The sequence below is a fragment of the uncultured Halomonas sp. genome, assembly GCF_947501415.1.
In the GTDB taxonomy this organism is placed as follows: domain Bacteria; phylum Pseudomonadota; class Gammaproteobacteria; order Pseudomonadales; family Halomonadaceae; genus Halomonas.
In genome coordinates this window covers 26,337-46,628 of the sequence record NZ_CANMVL010000031.1, presented here as the reverse complement: position 1 = coordinate 46,628, position 20,292 = coordinate 26,337, and the positions used below count along the sequence as shown (strand labels likewise).

At 65.1% G+C, this 20,292-nt stretch carries 20 protein-coding genes; 6 read left to right on the top strand and 14 right to left on the bottom strand.

Annotated elements, in window-relative coordinates; genetic code table 11:
- Positions 1-117: 117 nt before the first annotated feature.
- Positions 118-384 carry a DksA/TraR family C4-type zinc finger protein gene (locus Q0894_RS14860; protein WP_299236765.1) on the bottom strand — a complete coding sequence of 89 codons (267 nt, stop codon included), beginning with the start codon at positions 382-384 and terminating at the stop codon, positions 118-120.
- A gap of 264 nt (positions 385-648) precedes the next feature.
- Positions 649-1,746 carry a hypothetical protein gene (locus Q0894_RS14855; RefSeq protein ID WP_299236763.1) on the bottom strand — a complete coding sequence of 366 codons (1,098 nt, stop codon included), beginning with the start codon at positions 1,744-1,746 and terminating at the stop codon, positions 649-651.
- Positions 1,747-2,074: 328 nt separating this feature from the next.
- Between Q0894_RS14855 and Q0894_RS14850 the strand changes: the two genes are divergently transcribed.
- Positions 2,075-2,356, top strand: a complete 282-nt coding sequence (locus tag Q0894_RS14850; protein WP_299236761.1) for a DUF503 domain-containing protein — start codon at positions 2,075-2,077, stop codon at positions 2,354-2,356.
- A gap of 58 nt (positions 2,357-2,414) precedes the next feature.
- On the opposite strand, the gene Q0894_RS14845 is transcribed toward Q0894_RS14850, so the two are convergent.
- Positions 2,415-2,885 (bottom strand): hypothetical protein, encoded by a 471-nt coding sequence (locus Q0894_RS14845; protein WP_299236759.1) that lies wholly within the window; start codon positions 2,883-2,885, stop codon positions 2,415-2,417.
- Positions 2,886-2,973: 88 nt separating this feature from the next.
- Positions 2,974-4,092, bottom strand: a complete 1,119-nt coding sequence (locus Q0894_RS14840) for an alkene reductase (RefSeq protein ID WP_299236757.1) — start codon at positions 4,090-4,092, stop codon at positions 2,974-2,976.
- A gap of 209 nt (positions 4,093-4,301) precedes the next feature.
- Between Q0894_RS14840 and argE the strand changes: the two genes are divergently transcribed.
- On the top strand, positions 4,302-5,456 hold the full coding sequence (gene argE / locus Q0894_RS14835; RefSeq protein WP_299236755.1) for an acetylornithine deacetylase: 1,155 nt from the start codon (positions 4,302-4,304) through the stop codon (positions 5,454-5,456).
- Positions 5,457-5,505: 49 nt separating this feature from the next.
- A complete protein-coding gene (locus Q0894_RS14830; protein WP_195688401.1) occupies positions 5,506-6,243 on the top strand; it encodes a glutamine amidotransferase in 738 nt (245 codons plus the stop codon).
- A 233-nt stretch (positions 6,244-6,476) separates the two neighbouring features.
- On the opposite strand, the gene Q0894_RS14825 is transcribed toward Q0894_RS14830, so the two are convergent.
- Positions 6,477-7,460: a DMT family transporter gene (locus tag Q0894_RS14825; RefSeq protein WP_299236752.1), complete on the bottom strand. Its 984-nt coding sequence runs from the start codon at positions 7,458-7,460 to the stop codon at positions 6,477-6,479.
- Between the two features lie 112 nt (positions 7,461-7,572).
- Positions 7,573-9,273: a DEAD/DEAH box helicase gene (locus Q0894_RS14820; RefSeq protein WP_299236751.1), complete on the bottom strand. Its 1,701-nt coding sequence runs from the start codon at positions 9,271-9,273 to the stop codon at positions 7,573-7,575.
- A 448-nt stretch (positions 9,274-9,721) separates the two neighbouring features.
- Here Q0894_RS14820 and Q0894_RS14815 point away from each other — a divergent pair, with 448 nt between their 5' ends.
- Positions 9,722-10,171, top strand: a complete 450-nt coding sequence (locus Q0894_RS14815) for a YaiI/YqxD family protein (RefSeq protein WP_299236749.1) — start codon at positions 9,722-9,724, stop codon at positions 10,169-10,171.
- A gap of 25 nt (positions 10,172-10,196) precedes the next feature.
- Here the strand turns inward: Q0894_RS14815 and hslR are convergent, their stop codons facing one another.
- Both hslR and yrfG read right to left on the bottom strand, forming a co-directional pair.
- Positions 10,197-10,583, bottom strand: coding sequence for a ribosome-associated heat shock protein Hsp15 (gene hslR, locus Q0894_RS14810; RefSeq protein WP_132041286.1), 387 nt, complete (start codon positions 10,581-10,583; stop codon positions 10,197-10,199).
- Positions 10,584-10,624: 41 nt separating this feature from the next.
- Positions 10,625-11,296: a GMP/IMP nucleotidase gene (gene yrfG / locus Q0894_RS14805; RefSeq protein ID WP_161423348.1), complete on the bottom strand. Its 672-nt coding sequence runs from the start codon at positions 11,294-11,296 to the stop codon at positions 10,625-10,627.
- Positions 11,297-11,369: 73 nt separating this feature from the next.
- Between yrfG and nudE the strand changes: the two genes are divergently transcribed.
- Positions 11,370-11,951, top strand: a complete 582-nt coding sequence (gene nudE / locus Q0894_RS14800; protein WP_132041284.1) for an ADP compounds hydrolase NudE — start codon at positions 11,370-11,372, stop codon at positions 11,949-11,951.
- Positions 11,952-11,968: 17 nt separating this feature from the next.
- On the opposite strand, the gene Q0894_RS14795 is transcribed toward nudE, so the two are convergent.
- From Q0894_RS14795 to Q0894_RS14775, 5 genes are all read right to left on the bottom strand, one after another.
- Positions 11,969-13,054, bottom strand: a complete 1,086-nt coding sequence (locus tag Q0894_RS14795; RefSeq protein ID WP_299236742.1) for an oxidoreductase — start codon at positions 13,052-13,054, stop codon at positions 11,969-11,971.
- A gap of 61 nt (positions 13,055-13,115) precedes the next feature.
- The gene (gene ilvD / locus Q0894_RS14790) at positions 13,116-14,960 is read right to left on the bottom strand and encodes a dihydroxy-acid dehydratase (protein WP_299236740.1); all 1,845 of its coding nucleotides are present in this window, start codon (positions 14,958-14,960) and stop codon (positions 13,116-13,118) included.
- Positions 14,961-15,059: 99 nt separating this feature from the next.
- Entirely contained in the window at positions 15,060-15,620 is a 561-nt protein-coding gene (locus Q0894_RS14785; RefSeq protein WP_299236738.1) for a hypothetical protein, read from the bottom strand.
- 19 nt (positions 15,621-15,639) lie between these two features.
- The gene (locus Q0894_RS14780; protein WP_299236736.1) at positions 15,640-17,463 is read right to left on the bottom strand and encodes a TRAP transporter fused permease subunit; all 1,824 of its coding nucleotides are present in this window, start codon (positions 17,461-17,463) and stop codon (positions 15,640-15,642) included.
- Positions 17,463-18,440, bottom strand: coding sequence for a TAXI family TRAP transporter solute-binding subunit (locus Q0894_RS14775; protein ID WP_299236734.1), 978 nt, complete (start codon positions 18,438-18,440; stop codon positions 17,463-17,465). The genes Q0894_RS14780 and Q0894_RS14775 overlap by 1 nt, the downstream gene beginning before the upstream one ends.
- Positions 18,441-18,536: 96 nt before the next feature.
- Here Q0894_RS14775 and Q0894_RS14770 point away from each other — a divergent pair, with 96 nt between their 5' ends.
- Complete coding sequence (locus Q0894_RS14770; protein WP_299236732.1) at positions 18,537-19,265, top strand: SDR family oxidoreductase; 729 nt, start codon at positions 18,537-18,539, stop codon at positions 19,263-19,265.
- Between the two features lie 40 nt (positions 19,266-19,305).
- Here Q0894_RS14770 and Q0894_RS14765 read toward each other — a convergent pair whose 3' ends face one another.
- Positions 19,306-20,226, bottom strand: coding sequence for an SH3 domain-containing protein (locus Q0894_RS14765; protein WP_299236730.1), 921 nt, complete (start codon positions 20,224-20,226; stop codon positions 19,306-19,308).
- Between the last annotated feature and the right edge of the window lie 66 nt (positions 20,227-20,292).

The window sequence follows — 20,292 nt, the reverse complement described above, 5'->3', positions numbered from 1 at the left end:
AAAGCATACTCAGGAGAAAGCATGGGTAGGAGGAAGCACAAGTGGGGGGAAACCTGGGGGCGCTGACGTGGCGCCCCGACCGGAACGCTCATAAGAAAAGCGCCACCCATCGGCTCATCACCTGAGCTGGCTGTCCTTGCTGGCTCGCCGATTGATGGCAGCAACATCCACCCCCTTGGCTTCCAGGCTCGACTGACAAGCAACACACAGCTGTACCCCCGGGAGTGCCTTGCGTCTCCCCTCCGGGATGGGCGCATCGCACTCCACGCAGAACTCGGCGCTTTCTCCGCTGCGCAGGCTGGTGCGCGCCCTCTCGACCGCCTCCTCCACGGTGGCGTCAATCTGATCCTGTACGGCTCCATCTCGAGTCCAACCACCGGCCATGATGCATTACCTCCATATCGATACATAAGCCATTAGGTGCTCAGCACGGGAAGGCAGGACTGGGTTGCTCTCAACGACGCTACCCAGTAATCCCCAAGATATGAGAAAGGCCGACCACGGGCAACCGTGGCCGGCCTGGCACTCTAAATGAACTGGCATTCTGGGCGCACTGGCCCAATCGGAAAACGGCATCCCGCCGCTGGCGGTACCACAGCCCGGCGCCCCTGCGGACACCGGGCAAAGATATCAGCGGCTGGAGAGGTATCAGCGGCTGGCGGAGCTCGCCAACTGCGCCTTGCTGCGCTGGCGTGTGCTGTTCCAGCGAATGCCCAGGGCAACGATCAGGATCAGTCCCACCACGCCCAGCATGGGATAGACGGTGCCGATCAGGGTGCTGAACCCGAACTGGCTGAGCACCAGCCCCACCAGGGTGAAGATGACGCTGAACAGCTTGAAGCGGCCCGACTCGGGCGCGGCGAAGCGGGCGCTGAAGGCGAAGAACATGCCCACGGCCGTGCTGTAGATCATGCAGATCAGTGCCACCGACATCACCATTGCCACCACCGGCGAAACCGCCGTGGCAAGCATCAGCGAGGGCATATCCACGCCGGCCAGGCGCTCGAGATTGGCGAACAGCCCGATATTGAGCAGGAAGATCAGCACACCGAGCCCCACGCCGCCGAGAATGCCGCCCAGGGAGGCCTCTCGTGTATCACGGGTCAGGCCACCGATCACCGATAGCATGGGGAAACCGACGGCAATATTGAAGGAGGCATAGAGCAGAGCGCCGATAAACCAGTGCGAGAACGACCAGCCATCACTGATGGTGGGCACCTCGGCGGCCGCGGCCTCCAGTGTCTCCAGAGACGCGCTGCTGGTGAAGAAGGAGTAGACGGTGATCGTCAGCACCAGCAACAGCAATACCGGCATGATAAGGCTGATCAGGTTGATGATGCCGCGAACGCGCAGACACAGGGTCAGGATGACCAGCACACTGAGCAGCACGCCGCCAAACAGCGGTGGCAGGCCGTACTGCTGGGCGAAGATGGAACCGCTGCCGGCCAGCATCACCACCCCGACACCGAACAGGAAGAAGGAGAGCACCAGGTCGATGACCAGACCCGCTCGCTTGCCGAAGAGCGCCTCCAGCACCTCCTTGTGAGAGCTTGCCTGCATGGTGGAGCTCATCCGCGCGATCTGCATGCCGAGAAAGGCGAACAACAGGCCGCTTACCAGGGTGCCGGCGATGCCGATCACCCCATAGCCGGTGAAGAACTGCAGCACCTCCTGTCCCGAGGCGAAGCCGCCACCGATGATGATCGACATGAAGGTCATGGCGATCAGGAAAGGCTGTTTGCTCATGGAAAGACACCTCAATACAAATGGCTTCTATGGCCCGTCCCAACCGCGGGCCGGCTCATCGGAAATCAATACAAGCACTCCGCCGGGTCCATCGCAGACGGACCCGATTCGGGAGCACTGGCGTTGCTGTAATGATCAGATGCGCGGGAGTATACGATAGGAAACTTAGTTTATTATCGGGAATATAGGCGCCAATCAGAAAGAAATACCCCGCAATACGTCTTTGGTCTCATTTTACTGATTTTACTATGGTATTCAGAGACTAGAGAGGCCATCCACGCCATGACGTATGGTGGCTTGCCCCTTTCACGGTACGAATGGAGACCCTATGCACCTTGGTATTCTCACCCTGAGCATTTCCCTGCCTGGTTGCCGTTCCCTCAAGGAGAAACGCCAACGCATGGGTGGCCTGCACGAGCGTTTCGGGCGCAACCCCGCCATCGCCGTTTGCGAAAGCGGCGAGCTCGATCGCCTGGACGCCAGCGAATGGACCTTTGTCGCCGTCGCCCCCGCCAAGCCCCAGGTAGAGTCCCTGCTCAGCGAGATCGAAGACAAGATCCAGCGCACCGTGGATGGACGAGTGATGGAGGCGACCCGGGAGATGTTATAGCGGGCTGGCGACTCGTCGGTGATCGACCCAATTGACCGCAAGCGAGCTCCGGCCCCGGCTAGCGCCCGGTGCCGAGGTTCTTGGCCCGACGGTAGATTCCGACGATCCCTCTTCCGCCCAGGATCATGCCTAGGCTCGCCAGCACAACGACCAGCTCACCATACGCCACGCCACCCGACGTGGCGTACATGCCGACCAGCGCCCCGGCATGGCGTACCAGAAGATATATCCCGATCAAGAAAGTACCGGCGCGCACCAGATCCTCGTCCCTGATGCCGGCATCTACATCACCACCGCCACTTACATCACCACCGCCATGCAGTCGGCTCGCCAGCCGGCCGGAGAAGCCCCACAGCAGCGCGCCGCTCACCAGGGGCACCGCCACCGTTGCCAGAAGCACCGGCAGCAGCTCGGCGGACCAGAGCTCATCGACGTTCGGGCCCAACAGCGCCGGTAGCACCGAAAGCAGCGTGCTCAGAAAGAGATAGAGGCCCAGCAGGCGGATCAACAGAATGGAGAAGGGTTTCATTGGTATCGAGTCCTTTCTTGAAATCCAGGGGCGAGCCTATCGAAGATTACGGGGTCGGGCTTGTGGCTTTCGGGGGCTGCGCGTCGGCTCAGCCGAAGCGGTCGTAACCGTTATATAGGAAGGGGTAGTCGGTGTAGCCCTTCTCGTCGCCGCCATAGAAGGTATTGTGGTCGGGCTCGTTGAGCTCCGCTTGGGTGCGGAAACGCTCGGGCAGATCGGGATTGGCAATAAAGGGACGGCCGAAGGCGATGGCATCGGCACTGTTTTCGTCGAGCCGCCTCTGGGCACGTTCGGCGTTGTAGTTGCCGCAGTAGATCAGCCCGCCCTTGAAGCGTTCGCGCATCTGCTCACGGAAACCACCCGGGTAGCCGACGTCGGCACCCGCGAAATCGGGCTCATTGAAGTGGAGATAGGCCAGGCCACGGCGGTTGAGCTCGTCGGCCAGGTAGAAGGCCATCGCCTCGGGCTCTTCATCGGTGAGGCCGAACAGCTCAAGAAAGGGCGTCAGGCGGATACCGACGCGTTCGGGCCCAAACACCTCGGCCACCGCATCGACCACCTCCAGCGGGAAGCGTGCACGATTCTCCAGCGAGCCGCCATACTGGTCGCTGCGCTGGTTGGTACCCGTAGCCAGGAACTGGTTGAGCAGATAGGCGTTGGCCGCGTGAACCTCGACCATATCGAAACCGGCACGCCTGGCACGTACAGCGGCCTGGCGATAGTCCTCGACGATACCGGGGATCTCGTCGGTCTCCAGGGCCCGTGGGGTACTGGTGGGGTGTTCCCCGGCGCTGCCGTCCTCGAACTCGACGAAACACTGTGCGCCTTCGCCCTTGAGGGCGCTCGGCGCCACGGGCGTCTGGCCATCGGGCTGCACCATCTCGTGGGAGACGCGGCCCACATGCCACAGCTGCAGGGCGATCCGCCCTCCCTTGGCATGCACGGCCTCGACCACGTCACGCCAGCCGGCTTCCTGCTCGTCGGTCCAGATGCCCGGTGTGTAGACGTAGCCGCGGGCCGTGGGCGAAATATTGGTGGCCTCACTGATGATCAACCCCGCACCGGCGCGCTGACCGTAGTAGACCTGCTGTAGCTTTCCGGGCACGCTGTCCGGGGTGCGCGCCCGGGTCAGCGGCGCCATGATCACACGGTTGGGCAGTGTCAGACTGCCGAACGTTACCGGGGTGCAGAGTGATGTATCGGGCATCGAGATGACTCCTTAGAAAAGATGAGTGCGTGTTAAGCAATCGATGGCCCACATGGTAAGCATGTTAATGATATCTGAAAGAGAAGTGTGCCAATCGACCGGATAGCCTTGCACTATCACACAACCGCCCTGCCCCACCTGCGACCTCCCGATACCCATGGTAGTCTGCTTCAACTCTTCGACTTCACCCTCTAAGCAAGGAGCGCGCCATGACCGCCGCCGATATGCTCGACCGCCTGGTGGGCTTCCCCACCGTGTCGCGGGACTCCAACCTGGAGCTGATCGCCTTCGTCGAGTCTCTGCTCGACGAGCATGATGTCCCCCACTGGCGGGTGGAGAGCGACGACGGCAGCAAGGCCAATCTGCTGGCGCGCATCGGCCCCAACGTGGCCGGCGGCGTGGTGCTTTCCGGCCACACCGATGTGGTCCCGGTGGACGGTCAGCCCTGGTCGACCGACCCCTTTACGCTGACCGACAAGGGCGACGGCCGACTCTACGCCCGTGGCACCTGCGACATGAAGGGATTTATCGCCTGTGCACTCAGCGAGGTACCGCGCTGGGCGCGCCTCGAACTGGAGAAGCCGATCTGGCTGGCGCTCTCCTATGACGAGGAGGTGGGCTGCATCGGCGCGCCACGCATGATCGAGAGGCTGATGGCCGAGCACCCGCGGCCCGCGGCGGTGATCGTCGGCGAGCCGACGCTGATGCACCCGGTGGTGGCCCACAAGGGTGCCACCAATCTGCGCACCACGGTGACCGGCCGCGCCAGCCACTCCAGCCAGGTCAACCAGGGCGTGTCGGCGATCCATGTGGCGGCGCGCCTGGTGACCCATATCGAGGACGTGATGGCCGACCTCAAGGCCGAGGGTCGCATCGACGAGGCCTTCAACGTGGTTCACTCGAGCCTGCACGTGGGCAAGATCCAGGGCGGCACCGCGATCAATATCATGGCCCGTGAGTGCACCTTCGAATGGGAGATTCGCCACCTGCCATCGGACCGTTTCGAGGAACTGATCGAGCGGGTCAACGCCTATGCCGTCGAGCTCGAGAGCGAGATGCAGAGGCGCGCCCCGGAGGCGTCCATCGTGACCGAAGCGCTCAACGAGACGGTGCCGGCCCTGGCCGATGATAACAACGCCGAGGTACTGGCCCTGTGCCATGCGCTGCTTGGGGAGCGCCCAGCCGGTGCGGTGGCCTACGCCACCGAGGCGGGCCAGTTCCAGCGTCAGGGACTGCCCACGGTAATCTGTGGCCCCGGCAGCATCGCCCAGGCTCACCAGCCCGATGAGTATATCGAGCGTGAGCAGCTCGAGGCAGGCGTGCATTTCATGGAGGCACTGGGCGAGCGCCTGCAACGAAAGTAGAATACGAGGTTGAAGTACGTCATGTTCAACCCTTACATCAGGAACCCCCATGCCCCGCCTGCTGATCGTCAAGACCGGTGACGCCTTCCCCGAGGTGATCGAACACCATGGTGATTTCGAGGCGCTGTTCCAGCAGACCCTGGCCCGCGCCGGCTTCGAGGCCGAGGTGTTCGATGCGCGCCATGAGCCGCTTCCGGAACTGGCCGACATCGATGGTCTCTACATCACCGGCTCCCACGCCATGGTCAGCGACGCCGAGCCCTGGAGCGAAGCGCTCAAGCCATGGCTGCTGGCCGCCCGAGAGCGCAACGTGGCCATGTTCGGTGTCTGCTATGGACATCAATTGATGGCCGCCGCCTTTGGCGGAGTGAGCGACTATCACCCCGCGGGGCGCGAATCGGGTACCCACGAGGTGACGCTGACCGAATCGGGACACGAGGATCCGTTGCTGGGCACGCTGCCGGCACACTTCCCCGTGCAGCTGACCCATGCCCAGTCGGTGCTTGAGGCACCCAGCGGTGCGGTGGTGCTGGCCCGCAACGCCCACGATGCGAACCAGGCGCTGCGTTATGGTCCGCGCCAGTGGAGCGTGCAGTTCCACCCGGAGTTTACCCCAGAGGTAATGCGCGCCTACCTCGCCCGTCAGGTCGACAAGCTGCGCGACCAGGGTGAGGATGCCAATGCCTTGATGCGTGGCGTCACCACCACGCCGGAGGCCAACTCGTTGCTGATCAGCTTCGCCAGGACGGTGGCCGAACGCGAAGGCGCCGTAGCGGAAACCAACTGATCCCGAGGGCTCGCGCCCGACACAGCCTTGAGCCCGATACAGCCCTGAGCTCGATACAGCCCTGAGCCCGATACAGCCCTGAGCTCGATACAGCCCTGAGCCCAACTTAGCCCTGACGCCGAGTCGCGCCTTGCCCAAGGTGACGACAGGCGAAGGTTCGAAGAGCGCCCTTCCTTTCAGCTTCCAGCGCCGAAACGGCGCTCTTCCAGCTTCAAGCTCCCGAGGCCGCCGCCTCAGTGGCGCTCACCCACCGGCGGTGCAAGATCACCGCGCTCGAGGCTCTCTTCCGCGGCCTCGTCTCGCAGGCGCCGGGTGTCCGGAGCCCCCTCGGCAGCCTTGCGGCGCTGACGCAGGAGGTCACGCAGCGAACTGATCAGCATGGCGGCGACGATCATGCCCCCACCCACGAAGGCGAGCGGCGCCGGCACCTCGCCGACCCACCACCACACCAGCAGGGTACCGACCAGTGTCTCGAGCAGCATTACCAGGCTGACCTCGGCACCGGGCAGGTAGCGTGCCCCGGTCTGGATCAGGAAGTAGGCAAGCGGCAGCAGCATTCCCATCAGCAGCAGGCGCTGCATGTCATCATCGCCCGGCAGCTGGGCACCGCCCATCAACGCCGCGGGCAGCAGCATCGCCAGGCACCCCAGGGGCAGCACCACGGTGGTATCCAGGCCGCGCTTTCCGGCACCGGGACGGGAGCTCGCCACGCTGGTGTTGATCGCAATGGAGACCGGCACGATCATCGCCACCGCCAGGCCCAGCAGACTCCCCTGCCCCACCTCACCGGCGGCCATCAGGCTGGCGCCGGTAATACAGATCGCGATCACCACCCAGGTCTGGCGGCGCAACCGCTGCCGGAAGAACATCAGACCGATCAGCCCGGCCACCAGAGGCGCCAGATTGAGCATGACCAGCACATTGCCCGCCGAGGTCAGGCGAGTGGCCACCACGAAGGCCCAGGCGCTGGCGGCAAAGGCGAGCGGGCACCACAGCGCCGCGGGACCGCAGGCCAGGACCGCCTGTCCCAGGCGCTCGCGGTAGCGTGCCGCGGCGATCACCAACAGCACCACACCCAGCATCAATCCACGCCAGAACATGAAGGTGGCGACATCTACCGCGGTGTCCTTGACCAGCAGCGCATCCGGCGAGAGCAACAGCACACCACTCATCGTGATCAGATAGCCGCGCAGGCGAAACGGCAAACGCTTCCACATGATGCATCCTCCCGATGCTCGGAGTTATCGAGTTCACTAACGACGACAGGCCGGAGCTGGGCTCCGACCTGTCGTGAGGTGGAATGCCGCCCGGCGGGCGGCAGCCGAGGTGTTACGCGCGTGACTGGCGACGAATCGGCGCCTGGCCATCATCGTTGCGACGGCGCGGAGCACGCTCGGGAGTACCACGATCCTCGCTGATCTCCAGCGGACGACCGGCGACACGAGCGCGCGCCATCTTGGCCAGAATGCTGGACGGCAGCGAGCTGGGCAGCTCGACCACGGAGAAGGCGTTGCGAATGTCGATGCGTCCGATACGCGCGCCTTCGATGCCGCCCTCGTTGGCCAGGGCACCGACCAGCTGGCCGGGCTTGACGCCGTCCTTGTGGCCCACGGACACACGGTAGCGGGTCATCCCCTCGCTGGGCGCACGGTCACGCGGACCACGGCCCGGCTTGGCATCACGCGGAGCGCGCTCCTTGCGGGGCGCCTGCAGGCGGCCGATGGGCGCCTCGTCGGCACGCGCCAGGCGGGCGAAGGCACAGGCCAGCTCGACGGGGTCGTAACCCTCACCGATCAGACGCTCAACCAGTGCCTGCTGCTCCTCGGCACCGGCGGTCAGGGCGGCAATCACCTTCTGATGGAACGCCTCATCACGGTGCGCGCGGATGGCCGACTCGTCAGGCACCGCCATCTCGCTCATCTTCTGGCCGGTGGCCTGCTCGATCCAGCCCACCTTACGGCCCTCACGGAAGCCGACGAAGGTGATCGAGGTACCGGTGCGCCCGGCACGGCCGGTACGGCCGATGCGGTGGGTGTAGGCCTCGGAGTCCTGGGGCAGATCGTAGTTGAAGACGTGGGTGATACGCGGCACATCGAGGCCACGGGCGGCGACGTCGGTGGCGATCAGCACGTCGACCTTGCCGCGCTTGAGACGCTGAATGGTGCGCTCGCGCAGGCTCTGGTCCAGATCACCCGAGAGGCTGGCCACATTGAGGCCGCGGGCGGAGAGCTGCTCGGTCAGGGTGGTACAGGCGGCACGGGTACGCACGAAAACGATCGCACCGTCGACCGGCTCCACCTCGAGGATGCGAGAGAGCGCCTCCAGCTTGGCACCGCCGTCGACCCGCACCAGGCGCTGCTCGATATTCTCGCCGGTGGTGGTACGCGACTCGATGGCGACCTTGACCGGGTCCACCAGGTAGCGGTTGACGATACGCTCGATCTCGGCGGGCAGGGTCGCGGAGAAGAACACCCGCTGTGCTTCCTTGGGCGTGTCGGCCACCACACGCTTGACGTCGTCGATGAAGCCCATGCGCAGCATCTCGTCGGCCTCGTCCAGCACCAGGGCGCTGAGACCGTCAAGCTTGAGGCTGCCGCGATCCAGGTGGTCAATGATCCGCCCCGGGGTACCCACGACGACCTGGGCGCCACGCCGCAGCGCACCCAGCTGCTCGCGATACTCCTGGCCGCCACACAGGGTAGCCACTTCCAGGCCCTGAAGGTTCTGTCCATAGCGGCTGAAGGAGACGGCAACCTGCTGCGCCAGCTCGCGGGTCGGCGCCATGACCAGCACCTGCGGCTCACGGCGAGTCAGTTCGAGACGCGAGAGAAGCGGCAGGGCGAAGGCCGCGGTCTTGCCGGTACCGGTCTGGGCCTGGCCCAGCATGTCGCGCCCTTCCAGCAGAGCCGGAATGGTCTCCATCTGGATCGGCGAGGGGGTCTGGTAGCCCAGGGTCTCGACGGCAGAGAGAACAGCAGGCAGCAGGGCAAGATCACCGAAGTTCGGCGAGGCGACGGAAGAAGAGGTCATTGATCACACCTTGGTAAGCCGGGATCACCGGCGTAAATTCATTGGCGTCCCTGACGCGAGCGAAAAGCGGTCAGGCGCGCTGCGGCCAGTGATGGCAGTCAGCACGGGACATCGGAGTCGGGGACGCCGGTCGCACCTGGCATCGGGTCAGCGCCATCGGTGATGGCAGTGAACCCCTGTGGCGACCGTTTGCGCCGATCACGCCAGAACGGCGGAATCTCGGTTGGCGCTCCATCTACACAATTCGAACGCTTGCGGCGTCCAGCGATAGCCGCTGGGCCTGGCGTTGCGGCGCCCATCTTCTGTTCGGTCGATGACCGCCAACGATGGCGTCGTACATGATGGTGGGGTCAGCACATGCGAGGAGGGCGCATGCTACCATCGTCGACCTAGCCTGGCCAGCCTTTTTGGTCTTTCTCTTACTGCGTTGTTCCATCGAGGAGATATCATGCCCAGCCTATGGGTCGATGCCGATGCCTGCCCCAGGGTGGCCCGCGAGATCATCGTGCGTGCCGCCGAGCGAACCGCCACGCCCACCTGGTTCGTGGCCAACCATACGGTGCCCCTGCCCCGCTCACCGGTCGTCAAGGCGCTGGCCGTCAGTCACGGCTTCGATGCCGCCGATGACGAGATCGTCGAGCGTCTGGTGGCCGATGACCTGGTGATCACCTCGGACCTGCCGCTGGCCATGGAGGCCATCGAGCGCGGCGCGAAGGTAATGACCACCCGTGGCGAGACACTCGACGCCGATAACATCCGTGCGCGAGTGCAGATGAGGGATTTCATGGAGACCCTACGCGCCAGCGGCGAGCATACCGGCGGCCCCAAGGGGTACTCCGACAGCGACCGTCGAGAGTTTGCCAATGCGCTGGACAGATGGCTGACGAAAAACGCCTAATCCACGAAACATCTGCACTCCTCCCCTACTCGCCCTGATTGCGCTGGAAGCGCTGAATCTCGCGACGCTGCTTCTTGTCGGGGCGCTTGAGGGGATGCTGCATGACCTGATTGGTCAGCCGTCGCGCCTCGGCCTCCTGCTCACGGCGGCGGGCACTCTCCTCGGTCTCGCGATAGAGTTCGCGCGCCTCGGGGGCGCCGCGCCGCTGGTCGGAGAGCGCCATCACCTCCACCTCCCAGATATCCCAGCCCTGGGGCACGCGTACGATGGCGCCGACCTCAACGTTCTTGCTGGTCTTGGCCCGACCTCCGTTGTAGTGCACCTTGCCACCCTCGATGGCCTTCTTGGCCAGGCCGCGGGTCTTGAAGAAGCGTGCCGCCCACAGCCACTTGTCAAGCCTGACACTATCCATGGGAAATCCTCCTAGCTGTCGGCCACGAGCCCACCCACCGTTCAAGGGGTCAGGGGCGGCTCGTTGCCAGGCAGAATGGTCGCGAAGGTGTCCAGGGTGATGAACTCCTCCAGCTCTCGTTCGGGCCGCTGACTGTTGGGCTGCTTGATGCCCAACAGATGACGAATGCCGAACTGCCGGGCGCTCTCCAGTACCCGTGGGTTGTCGTCGATGAACAGGGTGCGAGCCGGCACGAAGGGCTCGACCTCCTGCAGGCGCGTCCAGAACACCTGCTCCTCCTTGGGCGCACCGAAGTCGGCCGAGGAGACGATGGCATCCAGGTAGGGCTCAAGACCGGTAAGCGGCAGCTTGAGTGCCAGACTGGCGCGGTCGGCGTTGGTGGCCAGCACGACCCGGGGGTGAGCCTGCTTGAGCCACCTGAGGAAGTCCAGGGCATCGCTGCGCAGGCCGATCAGGTGTTGAATCTCGCGCTTGAGGGCGACCACATCGACGTCGAGCTCGCGGCTCCAGTAGTCGAGACTGTACCAGTTGAGCGTCCCCTGCTCGCCAATGACCTTTGCTCGCACCCTCTCCTGGGTGGCTTCATCGAGTTGATGCAGCTCCACATAGCGACGCGGCAGATGCTCGAGCCAGAAGTGGCTGTCGAAGTGCAGGTCCAACAGGGTGCCGTCCATGTCCAGCAGAACGGTATCGATGGCGCGCCAGTCAATCATGAGAGGTCCGAGTCGTGGTTTGCGGGAGGTGATATGGTAGCAGGCAAGATCCTACCCAGAAACGGAGCCACCGATGACTTCGCCTGACTGGCCGCAGAAGCCCGCCATCCTCGACCGCCGCTCGGAGGCCAAAAGCCGCCTCTTTCATGTCGAATCGCTTGATCTGCGCTTCTCCAATGGCGAGGAGCGCACCTTCGAGCGTCTGACCGGCAGCGACAGCGGGGCCGTGATGATCGTGGCCATGCCCGACCCCGAGCACGTGCTGTTGATCCGCGAGTATGCCGCCGGCTTCGAGGAGTATGTGCTGACGCTTCCCAAGGGGCTGGTCGACCCGGGAGAGGATATCATCAGTGCCGGCAACCGCGAGCTGATGGAGGAGTGCGGCTTCGGTGCACGACGCATCGAACCGCTGGTGGAGCTGTCACTGGCCCCCAACTACATGCGCCATCGCATGCAGGTGCTGCTGGCCACGGATCTCTATCCCAAGCGCCTGCCCGGTGACGAACCCGAACCGTTGATCGTGGAGACCCACGCCCTCGAGGAGCTGCCCGCCCTGCTGGCCCGGGAGGACTTCCATGAGGCCCGGGCCATCGCGGCACTCTATATCGCCCGGGACCGCCTGCGTAGCGAGGCAGAGGGCGGCGCGATCTGGTAGCCCGCCGATGAGGCGATTCAGCGGCGATGCAGGCGCTGACGAAGCTGGCTGTTGCCCTCCTTGAGCCGCAGCCAGCGCGCCTGCCGATAGCTGTCCAGCCCCACCTCCAGCAGCTCCATGACCTGCAAGGCGCTCTCCAGCGAAACGGGCGGTGGCCCGCCATGCAACAGCATCTCCACTACCCCGGCGTAGAAGGCCGGGTAGTCCCCCGGCAGGTTGAGGTGCTGCTGCACCTCTGGCACATCCTCTTCATCGGCCACCAGGCTCAGCTGCCCCGGCTCGGGATCCACGCCCATGCCAGGCATGACCGCCAGTGACGCCTGCAGGTGGGCCTCCTGAGGATCCTGACCAAACTTCACGTAGCTGCCACGGGTACCGTGCACGCGGAAACGCGGGGTAGGGTCGGCCACCAGCGAACTCGCCTGCAGGCTGACCCGTAGTCCGTCGTACTCCAGCAGGCAGTGGAAGTCATCATCCACTTCGGCGCCGTCACGCACCGTGGCCAGCTCCAACAGGATCGCCCGCGGCATGCCGAACAGCTGCACCACCTGATCGAGCAGGTGTGGCCCGAGGTCGTACCAGATCCCTGCGCCCGGTCGATGATTATCACGCCAGCGCTCCGTCACCGTGGGCCGGAAGCGATCGAAGCGAGACTCCAGCGATACCACTCGCCCCAGGCTGCCCGCATCAATCAGCTCCTTGAGCGTCAGGAAATCGCTGTCCCAGCGGCGGTTATGAAAGACGCTCAGGCTTCGGTCAGCGTTGTCAGCTTGGGCGCGCAACATTCGCGCCTCAGAGAGCGTCACCGCAAAGGGCTTGTCCACCACCACATGCTTGCCCGCCGCCAGGGCGGCCTTGACCAGGGGGTAATGAGTATCGTTGGGAGTGGCGATGACCACCAGATCGATGTCACGCCGCTCGAACAGCGCCGCCGCCTTGGGCAGCACTTCCATCCCTGGCAGGTCGGCATGAACCCTGTCGGCATCCGAGCTGACCACGGCGGCCAGCTGCATGCCCTCGGTGGCATTGATCAAGGGGGCGTGGAACACCTGGCCCGCCAGGCCATACCCGACCAGCCCGACGCCGAGCGTTAAGGTCTTCATCGCAGCTCTCCTCGCTGGAAACGCGACGCCCCGGCCGGGGCCGGGGCGTCGTGGGGGTGGTTCAGTCGAGCTTGCTCAGATCGCGTACCGCGCCCTTGTCGGCGGAGGTGGCGAGCAGTGCATAGGCCTTGAGCGCCGCGGAGACCTTGCGGTCGCGCTGGATAACCGGCTTCCAGGCATCATTGCCTTTCGCCTCCATGGTCGCACGGCGACTGGCCAGCTCCTCATCGCTGAGCTTGACGTTGATCGCACGGTTGGGAATATCGATCTGGATGATATCCCCCTGCTCGACCAGGCCAATGGCACCGCCGGCGGCAGCTTCCGGTGAGACATGCCCGATGGAGAGCCCCGAGGTACCCCCGGAGAAACGGCCATCGGTAAGCAGCGCGCACGCCTTGCCGAGTCCCTTGGACTTGAGGTAAGAGGTCGGGTAGAGCATCTCCTGCATGCCCGGGCCACCCTTGGGGCCCTCGTAGCGGATCACCACCACATCGCCCTCCTTCACCCGGCCGGCGAGGATATGCTCCACCGCCTGATCCTGGGACTCCACCACGTGGGCGCGCCCCTCGAAGACCAGGATCGACTCGTCGACCCCGGCGGTCTTCACCACGCAGCCGTCGACGGCGATATTGCCCTTGAGCACGGCCAGACCACCCTCTCGGGAGAAGGCATGCTCGAGGTCGCGGATACAGCCGGTGGCGCGGTCGCCGTCGAGGCTCGGCCAGCGAGCGCTCTGCGAGAAGGCCACCTGGGTTGGCACCCCGCCGGGGCCGGCCTTGAAGAACTCCACCACCTCGGGGCTCGGCGAGCGCATGATGTCCCACTCCTCGAGCGCCTCGGCCAGGCTATCGCCATAGACGGTGGGCACGCGGGTATCCAGTACCCCGGCGCGGTCGAGCTCGCCGAGTATCGCCATGATGCCACCGGCCCGGTGCACGTCCTCGATATGGTACTTCTGGGTATTGGGCGCCACCTTGCACAGCTGCGGCACCTCCCGCGACAGACGGTCGATATCCGTCATGTCGAAGTCGATCTCGGCCTCCTGGGCGGCGGCCAGCAGGTGCAGGATGGTGTTGGTGGAGCCACCCATGGCGATATCCAGGGTCATGGCGTTCCTGAACGCCGCCTTGGCGCCGATGGCACGGGGCAGCAGGTGCGCCTCGTCGCCCTCGTAATAGCGCTTGGCCAGCTCGACGATGCGGTGACCGGCGCTCTCGAACAGGCGACGACGGTCGGCATGGGTGGCCACCACGGTCCCGTTGCCCGGCAGCGCCAGCCCCAAGGCCTCCATCAGGCAGTTCATGGAGTTGGCGGTAAACATGCCGGAGCAGGAGCCGCAGGTGGGACAGGCACTGCGCTCCACCTCGGCCAGGGTCTCGTCATCGACGCTGTCGTCGGCGGCCATCACCATGGCGTCGACCAGGTCCAGGCCATGGTCGAGCAGCTTGGTCTTGCCGGCCTCCATGGGCCCGCCGGAGACGAAGATCACCGGCACGTTGAGGCGCATGGCGGCCATCAGCATTCCCGGGGTGATCTTGTCGCAGTTGGAGATGCACACCAGGGCATCGGCACAGTGGGCGTTGACCATGTACTCGACGCTGTCGGCGATCAGATCGCGGCTCGGCAGCGAGTAGAGCATGCCGTCGTGGCCCATGGCGATGCCGTCGTCCACGGCGATGGTGTTGAACTCCTTGGCCACCCCGCCGGCCTTCTCGATCTCGCGGGCCACCAGCTGTCCCATGTCCTTCAGGTGCACATGCCCCGGCACGAACTGGGTGAAGGAGTTGGCCACGGCGATGATCGGCTTGTGGAAGTCGTCGTCCTTCATGCCGGTGGCACGCCACAGGGCGCGGGCGCCGGCCATGTTGCGGCCGGCGGTGGTGGTGCGGGAACGATACTCGGGCATGGTGTTCTCTTCTCTTCTTTCAGCGGCCGCCTGTGCCGGCGGCTCGGTGTCCAGGTCAGCCGACGATTTTGGCACGCAGCCGGCCATCAGGCCAGTGACTCAGGCAATGACCAGCGGGTGGTTGTCGGGCAGTGGCCGCGTGCCGTAGAGCACCCAGACATCCAGCGCAGGACCCAGATCCTCCACCAGGCGCAGCGCTTGGGAGTGCTGCTCCAGCGTCTCGCGTGGACAGATGCCGGCATCGATCTCTCCCGCCAGCAATGCATCGGCTACATCCACGATGGTGGCGTAGTCGCGCTGCTCGGTGAAGGTGGAAAGATCCGTGTAGTGACGCGTGGCCGGCTGGAGCCCGACCGACACCGGGGCGGCCACCTCCGCGCGCGCCAGCAGCGCCAGTGGCTGGCTGCCGGCAATGAAGGTATCCACCGGAAAGGCGCGATGCATGGTACGCCCCACGCAGTCGGCATGGCTGAAATGAGCACTACACTGCAGCACCCGGTCGACGCGACCATCCAGCAGGGCATCGAAGGCCTCCGGAAAGGCCTCGAAGAGATGCACTTCGGCATCGGCGTCCCTCGCGAGCATGCCGTGCTTGTCGAGATAGCGCCCAAGCACCAGCGCATGGTTGCTGCCCTCGGGACCTAGGGTGGCGAAACGCATCCCAATCTCCTTGAACACGCTAGATCATGAACACGATGACCGCTCCGGCCATCACCAGCAGCAGCCGCACTCCTCCCGCCCGGCGTGCGATCACACCATAGGAGATGGCCGCCAGGCCTACGCCGATCTTGAGCATGTCGAACACCGCCGCCCCAGGGGCGGACGCCAGCCGGATCACTTCGGGGTTGGCCACCATGGCCAGTGGAATCAGATAGAGCCCGATGCCCAGCGACATGGCCTTGAAGGCCACCCTGAGCCAGCTCTCCCCGACCATGCCGGCGGCGATGAAGACCCCACCACAGACCGGCGGCGTGATGGTCGAGAGCAGCGCGAACCAGAACACGAAGAGATGCGCCAGCAGCGGCTCGAGCCCCAGCGAGATCAACGCCGGACCGGCAACAGAGACACAGATCACATAGGCCGCCGTGGTAGGCACCTCCATGCCCAGCACCAGACAGGCCAGGGCGGTCAGCAGCAGCGCCGGCCACAGCATGTCGTTGGAGAGGGCCAGGATCCCCGAGGTGATCTTGACCCCCAGCCCGGTCATCGCCAGCACGCCGATCACCAGCGATGCGCAGATGATAATGGAGCCGATCACCGCCACCTGACGGCCCGCCGTGACCAGCGCCTCCGCCAGCCGAACGGCGAAACCTCGCAGCGAAAAGCTCAGGGAGGCGTCGAGGAAGAGCAGCGCCAGGCCGGCGAAGATCGCCAGGCTGGCCGCGTACTGGGGCGTGTAGCCACCCACGAAGATGCGCTCCAGCAGGGTCACGAAGGGGACGGCGAAGAACAGCGAGGTGATCACTACCTCGCGTCCCGAGGGACGGTCCTTCTCGGCCAGCGGCTTGAGGTCGTGACGTGTCGCGTAGGCGTTGATGCCCACCCACACGGTGGCGAAGTAGAGAATCGCCGGCAGCATCGCCGCCGCCATGATCTGGGTATAGGGCGTACCGGTGAGCTCCACCATCACGAAGGCCCCGGCCCCCATCAACGGCGGCATGATCTGCCCTCCGGAAGAGGCGACCGCCTCCACCCCGCCCGCCAGGGAGCGGGGATAGCCCAGACGCACCATGCCGGGAATGGTGATGGCCCCGGTCGAGGCCACATTGGCCGAGGCCGAGCCGGAGATCGACCCCATCAGGGCCGAGGAGATTACCGACACCTTGGCGGCCCCCCCGGTCAGGCGACCCGCCATGGCACCGGCAAGATTCATGAAGCCACGCCCCGCCTCGCCGGCATTGAGCACCGCACCGAAGATCACGAAGATGGCCACCACGCCGACGCTGACCCCGGTCAGCGACCCCCACAGCCCCCCTTCGGAGATGGTCAGGGTGCCCATGAAGCTCGGCAGCGGCATCCCGGGATGCCCGAACTGGCCGGGTATCAGATCACCGAACAGCCCATAGCAAAGCGCCACGAGTGCGACCAGCGGCAATGGCCAGCCGATGGCACGGCGTGCCGCCTCCAGGGCCAGCAGCACCAGGAAGGCACCGATGGCCATCTGCAACGGGGTGTCGATAAACCCGTACTGCTGCAACAGGGCATCATGATTGATGACGATAAACCCGCAGGCCGCCATCCCCAGCCCGGTCAACACCCAGCCGCTGACACGCTCGAAGGGCGTGCGTGCCATGAAGATCAGGATCCAGGGCAGCGCCAGGGCCATATGGATCGGCCGACTGATAAGCGCCGGCGCCAACCCATAGAAGATCAGCCCCAGATGAAAGATGACGCTGATGGCCCCGAGACCCACCCAGGCCGGGGACGGACGAGCCGACGTGACATCGCCGGCCACGGCCGGCGATGGAGTTGGTGGAGGGGTTGATGAATGAGTCTGTGACATCAGCGCAGCTCGTCGGGGATCTCGATACCGGCCTCGTCGTAGTAGCGCATAGCCCCCGGGTGGAGGGTGCCGACGATATTGCCCACCATGTCGTGAGTGATGCTGCCCCACCAGGCGGCCTCCTCCGCCATCGCATCGCGGCGCTCCCAGAAGGTACGGGTCAAGGCGTAGGCGGTATCGTCGTCCATGGCGCTGGTGGTGTAGGCAATGACCGGCAGCGAGGTGGTCGACACGTCCTCGTCGATGCCGGCATAGGTTCCCGCCGGGATGGTCTGACGCGCGGCCCCGGTCTGCTCGATCTGCGCATCGCTCAGGCTGACCAGGCTGATCGGCATGCTGGCCGCCGTCTCGATCACATTGGGGGTGGGGAAGGAGCTGGCGGTCACGAAGGCATCGATCTGGCCATTCTTCAGGGCGTCCGGGCCGCTGCCGATGCTGGCATTGGCAACCTCCACCTTGTCGATCAGCTCGAACAGCTCCAGGTAGCGCTGAGCCTCACGGGCCCCGAAAGTGCCCTGACCGATCAGGATCTCCTTGCCTTCCAGGGCATCGAGATCAACAACGCCCCCATCACTGCCCTGCTCATCGGCCAGTACGAAGTGCATGGTAATGGCCGGGATCGGAAACAGGCCGCGAATTTCCGCGAAACGTGGGTTCTGTCGCTCGGCGAAGGGGCCAGTCCCCTCCAGGGCACGCTTCACCAGCCCCGGCGGGGTGGTGAACACATAGTTGCCCTGACGCGCCATCACTTCCATAACGTTCTGTACCGAGCCTTGGCTCTCCTCGAGGGTCACCACCACGTCACCATCGGTGCCCTCGCGAATGGCCTCGGCCAGCTCGACCCCCATCTGATAATAGGCGGTACCGGCGGACGCCGACTTGTAGGTCACACGGGTTTCGGCCTGGGCCTGGAGGGCCATGGCGCCCATCAGGATCGCCGTGGTGGAGGCCAGCAGGGTGCGGGTAAAGCGGGGCATCGTTATCTCCCAGGGTGGTCCAGCATTCATCATGTTGTGACTGTGTAATTCAGCAATCACTATAATGCCGTTCGCCCACCCGAGGAACCATCCCCCATGTTGACATACCGTGTAGCCCTGCTCGGCGCCGCCGGCGGCATCGGCAGCGCGATTGCCGACAACCTGCTCGCTGCCGGCCATCGGGTCTGGCTGCTGGACCTTCCCGAACGCCATGACGCGCTCATGTCGCTGGCCAGGCGCTGGCCCGACCAGGCTTCCGTTCTGGCCTGTGACTTCCGCCATCCCGGCACCATCACCGCCGCCTTCGCCACGCTCGGCGAGCAGGCAGCATGCCTGGACGCCTGCGTCAATGCGGCGGGGGTGATCCACCGCGCCGGCTTCACGGACACCGCCCTGGAGGACCTGGAGCGAGTCATGGCCATCAATGTGACGGGGCCCTTCCTGGCACTGCAACAGGCGGTGACGCTGATGCCACGGGGCGGCCGCATCGTCAATGTGGCCTCGGCCCATGGCCTGCGCACCGGCCCCGAACGCAGCGCCTATGCCATGAGCAAGGGCGCCATCCTGGCCCTGACCCGGGCGCTGGCCGTGGAGCTTGGGCCACGCAACATTCTCGTCAACGCCGTGGCGCCCGGGCCGGTGAGCGCCGGCATGCAGGATGCGGCCTCGGAATCCCGGCGTCGCTGGCAGGCCGCCACCCCCCTGGGCCGAGTGGCCGAGGCCCAGGAGGTCGCCCGCGCCGTTGCCTTCCTGGTCTCGGCGGAGAATACCTTCATCTCCGGCGACACCCTGCTGGTGGATGGCGGGGCGACCGCCATGATCTAACTCCGCCACAACGCTTCGGCCAGCCGTCCCGCCTCATCCACTACTGGATCAGCCGAGAAGCCACCCAGCCCAGGGTCGGGCGGTCAGCCGCCTCGAAATAGACCTGGCTCCAGCCGTCGCCTTCACCCAGCACATGGACCCTGTCGCCCCGCTCCAGCTGAGCCACGCGCTCGTGCTGGGTACTGGGCCCCTGTCGAATGTTCACGCGGCTGCCGGCGATCTCCTGCTCCCGCAGGTTCGGGAGGCTTGCGGCGATGTTATTCCGGGCCACCTCGTTGCCGTTACCTGCCGCCATGGTGAACCAGAACACGGCCCAGGCATGGTTTGGCTCCACGCCACGCCCCCGGGCATACAGGGCGCCCAGATTGCTCTGCGCCATGGCATCGCCCTGCCTGGCCGCCTGGCCGAACAGCGCGAAGGCACGCGCATAGTCCTGCTCCACCCCTCGCCCGTTCTCGTAGAGACTGCCCAGGTTGTTCCGGGAAGGGGCATGGCCCTGCTCTGCCGCCAGTTGAAACCAGCGCGCCGCCCTGGCCTCGTCCTGCTCGAGCCCGACCCCCTCCAGGGTCATCAGCCCCATCTGGAACTGGGCGCCGGCATGCCCGGAGTCGGCCGCTCGCTGCAGCCACTCGATGGCGTCTTGCACCCCTCGCCCCTCCACTCGCTCGGCCAGGTACCACTGGGCAAGCTTGACCTGCGCTTCCACGCTGCCGCTGCCGGCCGCGAGGCGATACCACTTGTAGGCCTCATCCTGGCTTGCGCGCACACCAGAGCCGTTCTCGAACATCTGTCCCAACGCAAACTGCGACTGGCCCTCGCCCTGCTCCGCGGCCTCTCTCCACTCATGCACGGCAGAGGCGAAATTGCCCTGCCGGAACTCGGCCAGGCCCGTCTCGTAATCGGCATATACCTGGGCGCTGCCACTCAGCAGCAACACGCCCAACCAAACCTTCATTCTCATGAATTCACTACCCTCAAGGAGAAACCCGGCATGCTCAGGCATGCCGGGTCCGGATACTGACAACAC

What these genes read in the sequence shown, in the direction of transcription:
- Q0894_RS14860 (WP_299236765.1), bottom strand. Translation starts at nt 384, where the DNA reads ATGGCCGGTGGTTGGACTCGAGATGGAGCCGTACAGGATCAGATTGAC.
- Q0894_RS14855 (WP_299236763.1), bottom strand. Translation starts at nt 1,746, where the DNA reads ATGAGCAAACAGCCTTTCCTGATCGCCATGACCTTCATGTCGATCATC.
- Q0894_RS14850 (WP_299236761.1), top strand. Translation starts at nt 2,075, where the DNA reads ATGCACCTTGGTATTCTCACCCTGAGCATTTCCCTGCCTGGTTGCCGT.
- Q0894_RS14845 (WP_299236759.1), bottom strand. Translation starts at nt 2,885, where the DNA reads ATGAAACCCTTCTCCATTCTGTTGATCCGCCTGCTGGGCCTCTATCTC.
- Q0894_RS14840 (WP_299236757.1), bottom strand. Translation starts at nt 4,092, where the DNA reads ATGCCCGATACATCACTCTGCACCCCGGTAACGTTCGGCAGTCTGACA.
- argE (WP_299236755.1), top strand. Translation starts at nt 4,302, where the DNA reads ATGACCGCCGCCGATATGCTCGACCGCCTGGTGGGCTTCCCCACCGTG.
- Q0894_RS14830 (WP_195688401.1), top strand. Translation starts at nt 5,506, where the DNA reads ATGCCCCGCCTGCTGATCGTCAAGACCGGTGACGCCTTCCCCGAGGTG.
- Q0894_RS14825 (WP_299236752.1), bottom strand. Translation starts at nt 7,460, where the DNA reads ATGTGGAAGCGTTTGCCGTTTCGCCTGCGCGGCTATCTGATCACGATG.
- Q0894_RS14820 (WP_299236751.1), bottom strand. Translation starts at nt 9,273, where the DNA reads ATGACCTCTTCTTCCGTCGCCTCGCCGAACTTCGGTGATCTTGCCCTG.
- Q0894_RS14815 (WP_299236749.1), top strand. Translation starts at nt 9,722, where the DNA reads ATGCCCAGCCTATGGGTCGATGCCGATGCCTGCCCCAGGGTGGCCCGC.
- hslR (WP_132041286.1), bottom strand. Translation starts at nt 10,583, where the DNA reads ATGGATAGTGTCAGGCTTGACAAGTGGCTGTGGGCGGCACGCTTCTTC.
- yrfG (WP_161423348.1), bottom strand. Translation starts at nt 11,296, where the DNA reads ATGATTGACTGGCGCGCCATCGATACCGTTCTGCTGGACATGGACGGC.
- nudE (WP_132041284.1), top strand. Translation starts at nt 11,370, where the DNA reads ATGACTTCGCCTGACTGGCCGCAGAAGCCCGCCATCCTCGACCGCCGC.
- Q0894_RS14795 (WP_299236742.1), bottom strand. Translation starts at nt 13,054, where the DNA reads ATGAAGACCTTAACGCTCGGCGTCGGGCTGGTCGGGTATGGCCTGGCG.
- ilvD (WP_299236740.1), bottom strand. Translation starts at nt 14,960, where the DNA reads ATGCCCGAGTATCGTTCCCGCACCACCACCGCCGGCCGCAACATGGCC.
- Q0894_RS14785 (WP_299236738.1), bottom strand. Translation starts at nt 15,620, where the DNA reads ATGCGTTTCGCCACCCTAGGTCCCGAGGGCAGCAACCATGCGCTGGTG.
- Q0894_RS14780 (WP_299236736.1), bottom strand. Translation starts at nt 17,463, where the DNA reads ATGTCACAGACTCATTCATCAACCCCTCCACCAACTCCATCGCCGGCC.
- Q0894_RS14775 (WP_299236734.1), bottom strand. Translation starts at nt 18,440, where the DNA reads ATGCCCCGCTTTACCCGCACCCTGCTGGCCTCCACCACGGCGATCCTG.
- Q0894_RS14770 (WP_299236732.1), top strand. Translation starts at nt 18,537, where the DNA reads ATGTTGACATACCGTGTAGCCCTGCTCGGCGCCGCCGGCGGCATCGGC.
- Q0894_RS14765 (WP_299236730.1), bottom strand. Translation starts at nt 20,226, where the DNA reads ATGAGAATGAAGGTTTGGTTGGGCGTGTTGCTGCTGAGTGGCAGCGCC.